Source organism: Streptomyces sp. NPDC048111 (assembly GCF_043202815.1).
Lineage (GTDB): Bacteria > Actinomycetota > Actinomycetes > Streptomycetales > Streptomycetaceae > Streptomyces.
In genome coordinates this window covers 347,576-360,254 of the sequence record NZ_JBIDBD010000004.1, presented here as the reverse complement: position 1 = coordinate 360,254, position 12,679 = coordinate 347,576, and the positions used below count along the sequence as shown (strand labels likewise).

Below are 12,679 nucleotides of genomic sequence, written 5' to 3'. Positions count from 1 at the left end.
CATGAATGTTTACCCGTAATCGGGTGCACACATCACGTAAGAGCGGGACGGAACCACCGGAATAAGGCGGCCCGTCCACAGCGTCCTCGCTGTGTTGTTGCCTGCCGACCACGAGGGCCGTCAGGACTTTTCAAAGGAACCTCGTCCGCCGAAGCGGTACGGGGTTGTCAATCTGGCGTTGACTTTTGGCACGCTGTTGAGTTCTCAAGGAACGGACGCTTCCTTTGTACTCACCCTCTCGGGCTTTCCTCCGGGCGCTTCCCTTCGGTATTTCGTGTTCCCGACTCTATCAGACTCTTTCGTGTCCGATTCCCGGTCGCCCGGGGCCAAGTCGGTTTGTCTTCGCGGCTGTTGGGCCGTTCCGACGTCCCAGACTCTAGCGGATTTCCCCGGCCGATTCATAATCGAGTCGTCCGATTCGAACGGGAATACAGAATTCGGCATGCCGAAATTCATCCCGGTCGGGAGATCATGCTGAGTTGGGTGCCGCAGAATCTGCGGCGGACGGTCACCGCAGAACCGTTCCGGCTCGGTGGCAACCCGAAGAACCTTACGGACCGGGCGGTTCCACGTCAACCTGAACGTCAACCCGGCTGCGGCCGTGGCGGTAGCGTTCCTCCGTGACCTTGATCCTCGACAACGACACCGCCGACGCACACGCCTGGTGGTGGCGTACCGGAGACGACCCCGTCCCCGCCGCCGACCTGGACCTGCTCAGCAAGGACGAGCGCGACCGTGCCGCACGGTTCGTGCACCAGGGGACGGCCGTCGGGTTCGTCTCGGGGCGCGCCGCGAGCCGGCGGATCCTGTCGGGGCTGCTCGACATGGCGCCCGAGGAGATAGGGCTGGGGCGACGGCCCTGCCCGGGCTGCGGTGATCCGCTGCACGGCCCGCCCGCCGTACTGCACCCCGAGACGCCGCTGTGGATCAGCATTTCCCACACCGGCAGCTGCGGCATGCTCGCCGTCGCCCGCGTGCCGGTGGGGGTGGACGTCGAGGTCGTGCGGGACTTCCCGGTGGCGGAGCTCGCCCCGTCCACCCTGACCGTCTCCGAGCGCGCGATCGTGCTGGGTCCCGATGAGGGGGAGGCGCGCACGCGGGCCTTCCTGCGCTGCTGGACCCGTAAGGAGGCCGTTCTCAAGGCGGTCGGCGTCGGGATCACCACGGATCTGCGCGCCGTGGAGACCCGGCCCGAGCTCGCCGGGCCGGTGGTCGTGGCCTCCGGAGTGCCCGGCACGCCACAGACCTGGACCGTGACCGACCTGGCCGTGCCCGACACCTGGGCCGCGGCCGTCGCCGTCCCGGCTCCGGCCGACGGCACCCACCCGGACGTCCGTCTCCACGCGTACGTCTAGGCGCGGGGCTCGCGGCCCGGCCCGGACCGCGGGTGCGGAAGTCAGCCCTCGGTCGGGGTCAGGCGCAGCGAGATGCTGTTGATGCAGTACCGCTGGTCCGTCGGGGTGGCGTAGCCCTCGCCCTCGAAGACGTGGCCCAGGTGGGAGCCGCAGCGGGCGCAGCGCACCTCGGTGCGGACCATGCCGAGGGTGCGGTCCTCGATGAGTTCGACGGCGTCGGTGTCCTTCGGGTCGAAGAAGCTCGGCCAGCCGCAATGGGACTCGAACTTCTCGCCGGAGGTGAAGAGTTCGGCCCCGCAGGCGCGGCAGGAGTAGACGCCCTGCGTCTTGGTGTCGGTGTACTCACCGACGAACGCGGGCTCGGTGCCGGCCTTGCGCAGGACCTGGTACTCGGCGGGGGTCAGCTCCGCGCGCCACTGCTCGTCCGGCTTCTCGACGTCGTACGACATGGGGTGGCTCCTCGGTCGGATCAGGTCGGATCGGGGCGGGTCAGTTCGACAGGCGGGCCAGGATGGCCGGGCCGAGATCCGTCACGTCGCCCGCGCCCATGGTGAGAACAAGGTCCCCGGGGGCGGCCATTCCCGCGATCACGTCCGGCACCGTGGAGGCGTCGTGGACGGCGGTGACCGTGGCGCCGGCCGCCTTGGCCGCGTCGATGATGAGCTCGCTGGTGACGCCGGGGACCGGGTCCTCGCGGGCCGGGTAGATGTCGAGGACAACGGAGAGGTCGGCGAGGGCCAGGGCCTGGCCCATCTCCTTGCCCAGCTCCTGGGTGCGGGAGAAGAGGTGGGGCTGGAAGACGACGAGGAGGCGGGAGTCCGTGGCGGCGCCGCGCATGGCCTCCAGGTCGGCGGTCATCTCGGTGGGGTGGTGCGCGTAGGAGTCGATGACCTGGACGCCCTTGGCCTCGCCCTTGAGCTGGAGGCGGCGCTTGACGCCGGTGTACTTGCCGAGCGCGGAGGCCAGGTTGTGCGCCGGGATGCCGAGCGCCACGCCGGCGGCGAGGGCGGCCACCGCGTTGTGGGCGTAGTGGCGGCCGGGGACCGAGACCGTGAAGGTGAGGAACTTGCCGTTCAGGAGGACGGTCACCTCGGAGGTGAGTCCGCGCGGGGTGACCTTGTGGACGCGTACGTCGGCCGTCTCGGACTCGCCGTAGGTGACGACCTTCAGCTCGGACAGGTCGCGTACGCGCCGGGTGAGCTCCACCGCGCCGGGCTGGTCGGCGGCGATCACCAGGGTGCCGCCGGGGACGACCTTGCCGACGAAGGTCTCGAAGGAGTCGTAGATCTCGTCCATCGAGGCGTAGTTGGCGTGGTGGTCGAGCTCGACGTTGAGGACGATGGCGACCTCGGGGTCGTACTTCTGGAAGCTGCGGTCGCTCTCGTCGGCCTCGGCCACGAAGATGTCGCCCTGGCCGTGCCGGGCGTTGGTGCCGGGGCCTTCGAGGTCGCCGCCGATCGCGTACGAGGGGTCGAGGCCGAGTTCGGTCAGGGCGACGGCCAGCATGGAGGTGGTGGTCGTCTTGCCGTGGGTGCCCGCCACGGCGATGGCGCGCAGTCCGCCCATGAGGGAGGCCAGTGCGTCCGAGCGGTGCACGACGGGCACGGACAGTTCGGCGGCGCGGGCCAGCTCGGGGTTGTCGGCGCGGATCGCGCTGGAGACGACGACGCAGGTGGCGTCGTCGGCGAGGTGGTCCGCCACGTGGCCGATGTGGACGGTGGCGCCGAGGGCCCGCAGTGATGCGGCGGTCGCGGATTCCTTCGCGTCGCTGCCCGCGACCCGGGCGCCGCGCTGGGCCAGGATCTTCGCGATGCCCGACATGCCGGCACCGCCGATGCCGATGAAGTGCGGCCGTTCCATGGCGGTGGGAATGGCGGAGGCCATGCGGTTCTCTCCCGGGGTGCGACGACGTACAGAAGGAGCCCCCACCCTAATTCCTGTGGGGGCTCCGGCCGCGACACGGCTCCGGGAGTGCCGTGCGGGCGGGCGTACGGGCTACTCGCTGTGGGCGAACAGCTTGAGGACGGGGACGCCGACCTTGTGGCGGGCGCGCGAGGCCCAATCCCGGTGGAAGAACTCCTCCACGTAGTGCGGGGCGGTCAGGACGATGACCTCGTCGGCGTTCACCTCGTCGACGACGCCCTTGAGTTTGTCCAGGGGGTGGTCGTCGACCACCTGCCCCACCGCTCTGCTGCCCGCGTCCCGCAGGGACTGCAGGGAGTGCTGGAGTGCCACTTCGGCCGGGGCCTGTGCCGCCCGGCCCTCCGGTTCCTCGCCCTCGTGGACGGCGTCGTCGAGTTCGCCGAGGGCCACGTCGTCGATCGCGCGCAGCAGTCGGTCCTGGTCGCCCCTGGGCTGCATGAGCACGACGAACGACGTCTGCTCGTCCCCGTGCAGAGTGGTGACGAATTCCACGTCGACGGAGGTCAGGGGCTTCTCGATCATCAATACGCTCGTGAACACGACAGGCGCCCTTCTGTTCTCTCCATGGCCGCCGCCACCATGCGTGGCGGATCCGGCCCCTGCGGAAACCATCCTTCCCCGTGACCGCACGGGGTCTGCCTGAGTAAGTGTGCCCAGCGCGAGCTAACCGGAACGGTGAATTCCGCCGATCGTCAGATCCGACGGTAACGCGTGAACAGGAACCCGGCGTCCTCCAGGACCGCGGTCGGCGCGAACCGCTGAGGGACCTTCACCACCGGTCCCCCGGCGATGCGCTGGGCATCGCCCGCGGTCAGCATGGGCGACACCGTCAGACACAGTTCGTCGAGTACCCCGGCCGCGACGAACTGACCGAGCAGCCGCGGCCCGCCCTCGGTGAGCATCCTCCGCAGGCCCCGCTCGGCCAGCGCCCGGACGGCCCGCCGGGGCTCGACCCCGGGTCCGTCGCCGGCGACGACCACCTCGGCGCCGGCCCGCTCGGCCTCGCGGACGCGGTCGGGGTCGGCCGCGGCGCCGGTCAGGATCAGTGTGGGAACCAGGGGCGAGGTGAACAGGGGCAGCGCGAAGTCCAGGTCGAGGCTCGCGGTGACGACGGCGATCACGGGCGCGGGGCCCTGGCCCGCCGCCGCCCGCCGCTCGGCGAACTCGGCCCGCGCCCGGGCCGGCCGGTACCCCTCGAGGCGTACCGTTTCCGCGCCCACCACCACCACGTCCGCGAGGGCCCGCAGGGTGCCGAAGATCCGCATGTCGGTGTCGGAGGACAGCGGCTGCGAGCGGCCTTCGTGCTGTCCCGCGCCGTCGAGCGACGACACCATGTTGGCCCGCAGCCAGGGCCCGTCGGTCCGGGGATAGGCGTAGGCCTCGGCCAGTCGGTCCAGCGACCAGTCGCCGTGTGCGGCGTGTTCCGCGGTGTCGGTGGCTCCGGCGGCTGCGGGCCGCGGCGCGTCCGCGGTGCCCTCGGCGGCCGGTGTCTGGTCGGTCACAGGGAACAGTTGTCGCATGCGGTGAAGTCTGGCACGGCCCGTACAGTTGGGGACTGTGTCGACCAGCCCCATAACCGAAGCGGCCCCCGTGTCGCTCTGCGCCCGCGCGCCGCATGTCCCCGCCGACCGTCTGGTCGCCGAGATGGTGCCGCCGCCGCGGTTCGACTCGGTGCGCTTCGAGACGTACGTGCCGGACCCGAACCAGCCGAGCCAGACCGAGGCGGTCACCGTCCTGTCCTCCTTCGCGGCGGGACTCGGCGGCGCGCACGCCGTCGGGGCCAGGCGCCGCTGGTTCTCGAAGAAGCCGGCCGCCGCGCCCGGCCCGCGCGGGGTGTACCTGGACGGCGGCTACGGCGTGGGCAAGACGCATCTGCTCGCCTCGCTGTGGCACGCCACGCCGGCCGAGCCCGCGCTCAAGGCGTTCGGCACGTTCGTGGAGCTGACCAATCTCGTCGGCGCCCTCGGCTTCCAGCAGACCGTGCAGACGCTGAGCGGCCACCGGCTGCTGTGCATCGACGAGTTCGAGCTCGACGACCCCGGCGACACGGTGCTCGTGTCCTCGCTGCTGGGCAGGCTGGTCGAGCAGGGCGTGGCGCTGGCCGCGACCTCCAACACGCTGCCGGGCAAGCTCGGCGAGGGCCGGTTCGCGGCCGCCGACTTCCTGCGCGAGATCCAGGGTCTCTCGGCGCACTTCCGGCCGCTGCGGATCGACGGCGAGGACTACCGCCACCGCGGCCTGCCCGAGGCACCGGCCCCGTACTCCGACGAGCAGGTCACCAAGGCGGCGTACGCCACCGAGGGTGCCGCGCTCGACGACTTCCCCCAGCTGCTCGACCACCTCTCGCGCGTGCACCCCAGCCGGTACGGGGCGCTCACCGACGGGATCCGCGCGGTGTGCCTGACCGATGTGCGGCCGGTGCCCGACCAGTCGACGGCGCTGCGCCTGGTGGTACTCGCCGACCGTCTGTACGACCGGGAGGTGCCGGTGCTCGCCTCGGGCGTGCCCTTCGACCGGCTGTTCAGCGACGAGATGCTGAACGGCGGCTATCGCAAGAAGTACTTCCGGGCGATCTCCCGTCTGACCGCGCTCGCCCGTGACGCGAAGGGCCTTGTGGCGCAGTAGGTTTGGGGCCGAGGGGGCCCCAGCTGCATCCGTCCACCGCCCCCTCGGCCACAGAAGGGAATCATCATGGCCACCACGCGCACGGCGCACACGGTCTGGGAAGGCGAGCTCCTCAAGGGCTCCGGCACCGTCACCTTCGACTCCTCGGGCATCGCCTCGCAGGCGGTCTCCTGGCCGTCCCGCGCCGAGCAGGCCAACGGTAAGACCAGCCCGGAGGAGCTCATCGCGGCGGCCCACTCCAGCTGCTTCTCGATGGCCCTCTCGCACGGTCTGACCGGCGCGGGCACCCCGCCCACCCGCCTGGAGACGAAGGCCGACGTGACCTTCCAGCCCGGCGAGGGCATCACCGGCATCCACCTCACCGTGCGCGGCGAGGTCCCCGGGCTCGACGAGAGCGGCTTCCAGTCCGCCGCCGAGGACGCCAAGAAGAACTGCCCCGTGAGCCAGGCCCTTTCGGGGACCACCATCACGCTCAGCGCCGAACTGGTCTGAGGCCGCCCCCGCGGTAGCGCCGGGCCCCGTTCCATCGCACGATCGAGGGAGCGCGGGCGACCGGAAGGGGTGCGCAGTGGGCGGCAAGGACAAGGCCGACAAGGGCAAGGACCAGCCCGGGCAGGACCTTCGCGATCTGCTGCGCATCCCCGTGGGCGAGCGCCCGACCCTGGCCGCCCACGCCGCGGACGGCATTCCGGCCGGGCCGAAGGACAAGGCGGCCGGCCTCGCCGAGACCGCCCGGATGGGCGAACGCCTCGCCGACCTCCAGGAACGGCTGTACGCCGCGAGCACGGCGGGCGACCGGCGGCGGGTCCTGCTGGTGCTCCAGGGCATGGACACCAGCGGCAAGGGCGGCACGGTCAAGCACGTCATCGGCCTGTTCAACCCCTCGGGCTGCCGGATCAGGGCGTTCAAGGCGCCCACCCCCGAGGAGCTGTCCCACCCGTTCCTGTGGCGGATCACCAAGGCGCTGCCGCAGCCCGGCGAGATCGGCATCTTCGACCGCTCGCACTACGAGGACGTGCTGATCGCCCGGGTGCGCGCACTCGTGCCGCGCCCCGAGCTGGAGGAGCGCTACGGGGAGATCAACCGCTTCGAGGCCTCGCTCGCGGCCGACGGCGTGACCGTCGTCAAGGTCTTCCTGCACATCGGCTACGAGCAGCAGCGCCGCCGGCTGCTCGCCCGCCTCGACAACCCCGAAAAGTACTGGAAGTTCAATGCCGGGGACATCGAGGAGCGGGCGCTGTGGCCCGCCTACCAGGAGGCGTACGAGATCGCCCTGGAACGCTGCTCGACCGCGGACGCGCCCTGGTACCTGGTTCCCGCGGACCGCAAGTGGTACCGCAACTGGGCGGTCAGCAGGCTGCTCCTCGAACATCTGCGGGCCCTGGATCCGCAGTACCCGCCGGCGGACTTCGACGTCGAGGAGTGCCGGCGGCGGCTGGTCGGCGACCGCTGAGCGATCAGCGGCGGGCGCTGGTCCGCGTGGGCGCTGGTCCGCGTGGGCGCTGGTCCGCGTGGGCGCATCGGGCGCGCGAGGCGGACCGGCCTCAACAAATGCGCCGATATGATCGGCTACTTTCCGTTTGTGACGATTACTGCACGCAAACTGTTCACGGTTGTCCTGCTCGGGGCGACGCTCGCGGGCTGCGGCACCGGGCAGGCCTCGCACTCGGGCGCCGCCAAGGCCTCCCCGTCGGTCCCGGCGCCCTCGGGGGCCGGGGCTCCCAAGACGCAGGCCGCGCCGGTCCTGCCCCCGGGGCCGGGCGGCCTGACCCCCGTCTTCGAGGCCGCTCCCAAGAACCCGCGCGGCGAGAAGGTTGTGGCCCTGACCTTCGACGCCGACATGACCGCCGACCAGGGGCCGCGCGCCGCGGGCGGCGAGCGCTTCGACAACCCCGGTCTCATCGCCGACCTGAAGAAGATGAAGGTGCCGGCCACGGTGTTCATGACCGGGCGATGGGCCGAGGAGTACCCGGCCGAGGCCCGCGCGATCGGCACCGACCCCGCCTTCGAGGTGGGCAACCACTCGTACAGCCACTACGCGTTCAAGTCCGACTGCTACGGGCTGCCCGTGGTCGACAAGGGCGCGATGCGGGCCGATGTCGAGAAGGCGACGGCCCAGTTCAAGAAGGCGGGCGTGGTGAACACCGTGCCCTACTTCCGCTTCCCGGGCGGCTGTTACGACGATGCGGTGCTGCGCGACCTCGCCCCGCTGAAGATGACCGCGGTCCAGTGGGACGTGGTGAGCGGGGACGCGTTCGCCAAGGACGCCGACGCGGTGGCCGAGCAGGTCCTGGCCGGAGTGCGCCCCGGCTCGCTCGTGGTCATGCACTGCACGCGCAGCGCGGCGCCGGTCACCGAGACGGCGCTCCAGCGGATCGTGCCCGAGCTGCGCAAGCGCGGCTACCGCTTCGTCAAGGTCTCCGACCTGATCCGCGGCGCTGCCCGGCGCTGAGCCCGCGGGCGTACGGCGGGTGCGCGGGACGAGCCGGTCCGCTCGGCCGGTGCGGCGGTGCGCCGGCCCGGCCGGCCGGAGCCGTCAGCCCGAGCAGGCGGAGCGCTGGGCCTCCTGCCACTCGCACACCGGGCACAGGGTGGCGCCCTTCGTAGTCTCCGGATACTCGGTGGGCTCGCGGCACAGCACACACTCGGCGAAGGGAGCGCCCACCGGTCCGGGCACACCGGCCGCGCGGTCGGGCCCCGCGTCGCAGTAGCCCGGGTCGTCGTGCGGAGCCGTCCCGGCGTGCGGAGTCGTAGCGCCGTGCGGAGTCGTCACCTCGTGCGAGGGCGTCCCGGCGTGCGAAGCCGTCGCATCGTGCGGAGTCCTCGCGCCGCGTGGAGCCGTCGTGTCGCGCCCGGTCGTCTCGTCCATGCCGTCGAGCCTAGCCGGGTGCGCGCCCGGGCCCCCGGGCCGTTCAGCGGCGCCGCGAGCTGAGCGCGCAGACCCCGGCCGCGACCACCACCGCGAGGGCGAACGCGGCGGCCAGTGGCAGCAGGGGCAGCCGTACGATGCCGGTCGGCGAGCCGGTGACCAGGACGGTCACCGCGTGCCGTGCGGGCGAGGGGCCGAGGACCAGGGCGAGCAGCGCGCCCGCCGCGGTGAGCGCGAACGACCAGCCCCGACCGTGCAGCACCGGGCGGCTGCACAGCGCGCCGACGGTCGCGCCGGTCAGCACACAGACACCGGCGGCGAGCAGTCCCGCCGCGCCCGCCGGGCCCAGCGGCACCGCGGCCCTGTGGTCCGCGCCCGCCGGATCGCTCACGGCCGCCACGTACGCCGTGCCCGCCGCCGCGAGCGCCGCGGCGCATCCCGTCGCCGCGAGCAGCGACGCCAGGTGGACCCGGGCCGGGCCGGCCGCCGCCGCGGCGCAGCCGCGCGCCGCCTCCGGTTCCTGGGTGACGCAGATCCGCACCAGCCAGGCCGCCACCGGCAGCACCCCCGCGGCGGCGTACCCCAGCGCGCCGAGGACCGGCTCCCCCGCCTGTACGCCGACGCCGAGGACGGCGGCGTACAGCAGGACCGGCGCGAGCCAGCGCTGCGAGCGCAGCAGCAGCGCGCTCTGGTAGCGCACGAGCGGGACGAGCGGACTCATGGGCCGCGTACTCCTTCGATGTGCCAGGGCGGGCGGGCCGTGAGCAGCGCGCGCAGCAGGTCGTCGGACCGGGCGGCCGGCACGCGCAGGGTCCGGGTACCGTCCGCGTTCGCCAACTCCACGGGATCGCCCGGGAGTTGGAGCGGCAGCCGGCCGTCGCCGACGATGTCGATCAGGACGGCGGGCGGCGGCCCGGGGGCGGCTCCGCCCGGCGGCGCAGCACCCACGGGGGTCAGGCCGGTGCCCGCGAGGGCGTACCGCGCGCTCTCGTGCCCGGCCAGGCGCGCCGGATCGTGGTCGACGAAGACGACCGCGGCGCCGGCCGCCGCGCGCTCGCGCACCGCCCGGTCGAGCTCGGTACGGGCGGCGCCGTCCAGGCCGGTCCACGCCTCGTCCAGGACCAGGAGTTCGGGGTCGGCGAGCAGCGCCTGGGCGGCGGCGACCTTCTGGCTCGTGCCCTTGGAGAGCTCGCCGAGCGGGGTCCGGGCGTATCCGGCCGCACCGAACCGTTCCAGCCAGTGGAACGCCCGCTCCCTCGCCGTGCGGCCCGGCAGGCCGTGCACGCGGCCGAGGTGGGTGAGGTAGCCGGACGCGGTGAAGGGCAGGGCGGCGGGGAAGCGTTCGGGGACGTAGGCGGTGCGGGGGCGGCCGGTGACGCGGCCCTCGGTCGGCGCGTCGATGCCGGCCACGAGCCTCAACAGGGTCGACTTCCCCGTGCCGTTGGTGCCCTCGACCCGGACCAGGACGCCCCGGGGCAGCTCAAGGTCGATGTTCCGCAGGACCCAGGGGCCGCCGATCCCGTACCGGCGGCCCACCCCCCGCAGCGCGCGGGCGCCGCTCAGTGCTGCTGCGCCTTCTGCGGCGTCGCCTCGCTCGGCCGGACGATGACGTAGCCCTCGCCCTGGAGCATCAGCTGCACGGCCTCGCCGGAGCCGCCGCGCAGCATCGATCCGATGGACTGCGAACGGTGCAGGGAGGTCTGGAGGTTGGCGGTCCAGCCGACCACCGCGTCGGTGTCGACGTACACCGGCTGCTGGGGCGAGACCGGGATGACCAGCGGGTTGCCCTCGCACATCAGGCCGAGGCGGCCCTGGCCGGTGAAGACGCTGTTGAACAGGCCGCCGCCGGCGATGCCGGAGCCCTTGACCGTCTTGATCTCGTAGCTGAGCGAGGCGTCGAAGCACAGCACGTTGCGACCGTTGATGGTGAGCGCGTCACCCGGCTCGATGTCCACGATGAAGCAGTTCTGCGCCTCGTGCGCGAACCAGGCCTCGCCCTGGCCGCTGACCGCCATCAGGGGCAGGCCCTCGCCGGTCACCGCGCGCTTGAGCATGCCGCCGAGGCCCTGACCGCGGCGCTCGAACTGCAGGTTGCCGCGGTAGGCGATCATGGCGCCCTGGCGTGCCAGCATCTCGCCGTTGACGGCGTACTTGATCGACTTGGCGTTCTCCAGGGTCATTCCGGCGACGGCCGCCGGCTGGGCCATGTTCTCTTGGGCAAAAAGGTCGCTCTTCATGGGCGCATCCTGTCCCGGAACGATTCGTTCCGCCAAGAATCACCGGTTCGGCGGCTGGCAGACTGGGGGTGTGAGCACCCAGAACACCCCGGACACCCCGGCCGGCCCCTCCGAGAGCCCCTTCGACGACGAGTCCCCGCGGGACGAGGCACGGCAGTTCGTGCTGCCGCTCGTCGTGCACATCGAGAAGGCCGACCCCCCGGCCCGCACCGACGCCCTGGAGACCGCGGCCCGCGCGGTGCTCGTGATGCTCAGCGACGACCGGTCGCTCGGCGAGGGCCCCGACGCGGGCGAGTGGGCCCGGGCGGTGCGCGACTGGGAGGACTCTCGGATCCGCAAGGTGGTGCGCAGGGCCCGCGGCGCGGAGTGGCGCAAGGCGGAGGCGCTGCCCGGCATCACGGTGACGGGCACGGCCGCCGAGGTGCGCGTCTTCCCGCCGGTCCCGCTCGACGGCTGGCCCAAGTTGCTCGCCAGGCTCCAGGTGTCGGGCACGGAGCTGGACGACCCGGCCGCCCCTGCCGCACCCGACCCGTCGGCCCCGGTGCTCTGGTTCAACCCGGACCTCGGCATGTCGGCGGGCAAGGAGATGGCGCAGGCCGGGCACGGCGCCCAGCTCGCCTGGTGGGAGCTGACGGACACCGAGCGCAAGGCCTGGCGCGAGACGGGCTTCGCCCTGTCGGTGCGCACCGCGGACCCGGCGGCCTGGCGCGAACTGACGCTCAGCGGGCTCCCGGTGGTCCGCGACGCCGGCTTCACGGAGATCGCCCCCGGCTCCTGCACGGTGGTGGCCGACCACCCGGCCCTGCGCGCCCGGCTGCGCGGGGATTGACGGCGGCGGGGCGGCGGGTCCGACAGCCACTCCCCCGGTCCGCTGAACGCACCACCCGCCCCGTCCGTATCCCCCGGTACCCCCGAGCAGCGCGCTCGCGCTCTCAACCGGCCGTCCCGGGAGGCACCTTGTCGCGTGGAATCGTTCGCCCCAGCCTGTTCGCCCTGCGCCGTGTGAACGGTACGGGTCTGCTCATCGCCGTGCTCGTGGCCACCATCGGGGCCCTCGCCTTCCCCGTCTGGTCCTACGCCGACCGGGCCGGGACCCCGCAGGCGAACCTCGACTCGTCCTCCACGCCCACCCCCTGGGGCCCGCTGTCCGCGACGGACCGGGACTTCGTCACCAAGGTGCGGCTCGCCGGACTCTGGGAGGGCCCGGCCGGCCAGCAGGCGCAGGAGCGGGCGCCCAGTGCCGCGATCAAGGCGGCCGGCGACCACCTCGTCATGGGGCACGCCGCGCTCGACAAGCACGACCGCGACGTGGCCGACAAGCTCGGCATCGAGCTGCCGAGCCAGCCGAGCGTCCAACAGCAGGGCTGGCTGCGCCAGTTGACCGCGGACACCGGCACCGCCTACGAACGGGACTTCGCGAACCTGCTGCGCGCGGCCCACGGCAAGGTGTTCGCGCTCGTCGCGCAGGTCCGCGCGACCACGCGCAACTCGCTCGTCCGCGACCTCGCCAACGACGCCAACACCACCGTGCTCGACCACATGACGATGCTGGAGGCGACCGGCCTGGTGGACTTCGACGCGCTCGCCACACCGAGCTGACCCCGGGCCGCCCGGGGCGCGGCAACCTCAAATCAAGCTCTGAAGGTGCCCGGCACGGGGTTCGCCGCCGA

15 protein-coding genes are annotated in these 12,679 nt (G+C 72.6%); 7 read left to right on the top strand and 8 right to left on the bottom strand.

The window, feature by feature from the left end; all coding sequences use genetic code 11:
* Positions 1-620: 620 nt before the first annotated feature.
* Complete coding sequence (locus ACGF3I_RS11585; RefSeq protein ID WP_393130610.1) at positions 621-1,355, top strand: 4'-phosphopantetheinyl transferase family protein; 735 nt, start codon at positions 621-623, stop codon at positions 1,353-1,355.
* Positions 1,356-1,396: 41 nt separating this feature from the next.
* On the opposite strand, the gene msrB is transcribed toward ACGF3I_RS11585, so the two are convergent.
* The 4 genes from msrB to ACGF3I_RS11565 form a co-directional block, all read right to left on the bottom strand.
* Positions 1,397-1,804 (bottom strand): peptide-methionine (R)-S-oxide reductase MsrB, encoded by a 408-nt coding sequence (gene msrB, locus ACGF3I_RS11580; protein ID WP_393130608.1) that lies wholly within the window; start codon positions 1,802-1,804, stop codon positions 1,397-1,399.
* 40 nt (positions 1,805-1,844) lie between these two features.
* The gene (gene murC, locus ACGF3I_RS11575; protein ID WP_393130606.1) at positions 1,845-3,239 is read right to left on the bottom strand and encodes a UDP-N-acetylmuramate--L-alanine ligase; all 1,395 of its coding nucleotides are present in this window, start codon (positions 3,237-3,239) and stop codon (positions 1,845-1,847) included.
* Positions 3,240-3,350: 111 nt separating this feature from the next.
* Complete coding sequence (locus ACGF3I_RS11570; RefSeq protein ID WP_393130604.1) at positions 3,351-3,818, bottom strand: indole-3-glycerol phosphate synthase; 468 nt, start codon at positions 3,816-3,818, stop codon at positions 3,351-3,353.
* A gap of 152 nt (positions 3,819-3,970) precedes the next feature.
* Entirely contained in the window at positions 3,971-4,798 is an 828-nt protein-coding gene (locus ACGF3I_RS11565) for a pyrimidine reductase family protein (RefSeq protein WP_393130602.1), read from the bottom strand.
* Positions 4,799-4,826: 28 nt separating this feature from the next.
* Between ACGF3I_RS11565 and zapE the strand changes: the two genes are divergently transcribed.
* The 4 genes from zapE (at position 4,827) to ACGF3I_RS11545 (ending at position 8,355) form a co-directional block, all read left to right on the top strand.
* Entirely contained in the window at positions 4,827-5,903 is a 1,077-nt protein-coding gene (gene zapE, locus ACGF3I_RS11560; RefSeq protein ID WP_393130600.1) for a cell division protein ZapE, read from the top strand.
* A 66-nt stretch (positions 5,904-5,969) separates the two neighbouring features.
* Positions 5,970-6,395 carry an OsmC family protein gene (locus ACGF3I_RS11555; protein ID WP_393130598.1) on the top strand — a complete coding sequence of 142 codons (426 nt, stop codon included), beginning with the start codon at positions 5,970-5,972 and terminating at the stop codon, positions 6,393-6,395.
* A gap of 76 nt (positions 6,396-6,471) precedes the next feature.
* Complete coding sequence (locus ACGF3I_RS11550) at positions 6,472-7,356, top strand: PPK2 family polyphosphate kinase (RefSeq protein ID WP_393130596.1); 885 nt, start codon at positions 6,472-6,474, stop codon at positions 7,354-7,356.
* A gap of 108 nt (positions 7,357-7,464) precedes the next feature.
* The gene (locus tag ACGF3I_RS11545) at positions 7,465-8,355 is read left to right on the top strand and encodes a polysaccharide deacetylase family protein (protein ID WP_393130594.1); all 891 of its coding nucleotides are present in this window, start codon (positions 7,465-7,467) and stop codon (positions 8,353-8,355) included.
* A gap of 84 nt (positions 8,356-8,439) precedes the next feature.
* Here the strand turns inward: ACGF3I_RS11545 and ACGF3I_RS11540 are convergent, their stop codons facing one another.
* From ACGF3I_RS11540 to ACGF3I_RS11525, 4 genes are read right to left on the bottom strand one after another with little or no spacing between them, the layout of a single operon-like run.
* Positions 8,440-8,772: a hypothetical protein gene (locus ACGF3I_RS11540; protein ID WP_393130632.1), complete on the bottom strand. Its 333-nt coding sequence runs from the start codon at positions 8,770-8,772 to the stop codon at positions 8,440-8,442.
* 43 nt (positions 8,773-8,815) lie between these two features.
* Positions 8,816-9,493, bottom strand: a complete 678-nt coding sequence (locus tag ACGF3I_RS11535; RefSeq protein ID WP_393130592.1) for an ABC transporter — start codon at positions 9,491-9,493, stop codon at positions 8,816-8,818.
* Entirely contained in the window at positions 9,490-10,308 is an 819-nt protein-coding gene (locus ACGF3I_RS11530; protein WP_393130590.1) for an ATP-binding cassette domain-containing protein, read from the bottom strand. Before ACGF3I_RS11530 ends, ACGF3I_RS11535 begins: the two co-directional genes overlap by 4 nt.
* Before the next feature lie 23 nt (positions 10,309-10,331).
* On the bottom strand, positions 10,332-11,009 hold the full coding sequence (locus tag ACGF3I_RS11525; RefSeq protein WP_393130588.1) for an AIM24 family protein: 678 nt from the start codon (positions 11,007-11,009) through the stop codon (positions 10,332-10,334).
* Here ACGF3I_RS11525 and ACGF3I_RS11520 point away from each other — a divergent pair.
* Positions 11,008-11,838, top strand: a complete 831-nt coding sequence (locus tag ACGF3I_RS11520; RefSeq protein ID WP_393130586.1) for an aminoacyl-tRNA hydrolase — start codon at positions 11,008-11,010, stop codon at positions 11,836-11,838. The two genes, ACGF3I_RS11525 and ACGF3I_RS11520, sit on opposite strands and share 2 nt — an antisense overlap.
* Before the next feature lie 164 nt (positions 11,839-12,002).
* Positions 12,003-12,608 carry a DUF4142 domain-containing protein gene (locus tag ACGF3I_RS11515; protein WP_393130630.1) on the top strand — a complete coding sequence of 202 codons (606 nt, stop codon included), beginning with the start codon at positions 12,003-12,005 and terminating at the stop codon, positions 12,606-12,608.
* Positions 12,609-12,679 lie beyond the last annotated feature (71 nt).

Excerpts from the sequence above, each read along its gene's own strand:
- ACGF3I_RS11545 (WP_393130594.1), top strand. The coding sequence starts at position 7,465 with ATGATCGGCTACTTTCCGTTTGTGACGATTACTGCACGCAAACTGTTC.
- ACGF3I_RS11555 (WP_393130598.1), top strand. The coding sequence starts at position 5,970 with ATGGCCACCACGCGCACGGCGCACACGGTCTGGGAAGGCGAGCTCCTC.
- ACGF3I_RS11525 (WP_393130588.1), bottom strand. The coding sequence starts at position 11,009 with ATGAAGAGCGACCTTTTTGCCCAAGAGAACATGGCCCAGCCGGCGGCC.
- ACGF3I_RS11535 (WP_393130592.1), bottom strand. The coding sequence starts at position 9,493 with ATGAGTCCGCTCGTCCCGCTCGTGCGCTACCAGAGCGCGCTGCTGCTG.
- ACGF3I_RS11540 (WP_393130632.1), bottom strand. The coding sequence starts at position 8,772 with ATGGACGAGACGACCGGGCGCGACACGACGGCTCCACGCGGCGCGAGG.
- msrB (WP_393130608.1), bottom strand. The coding sequence starts at position 1,804 with ATGTCGTACGACGTCGAGAAGCCGGACGAGCAGTGGCGCGCGGAGCTG.
- murC (WP_393130606.1), bottom strand. The coding sequence starts at position 3,239 with ATGGCCTCCGCCATTCCCACCGCCATGGAACGGCCGCACTTCATCGGC.
- ACGF3I_RS11520 (WP_393130586.1), top strand. The coding sequence starts at position 11,008 with ATGGGCGCATCCTGTCCCGGAACGATTCGTTCCGCCAAGAATCACCGG.
- ACGF3I_RS11565 (WP_393130602.1), bottom strand. The coding sequence starts at position 4,798 with ATGCGACAACTGTTCCCTGTGACCGACCAGACACCGGCCGCCGAGGGC.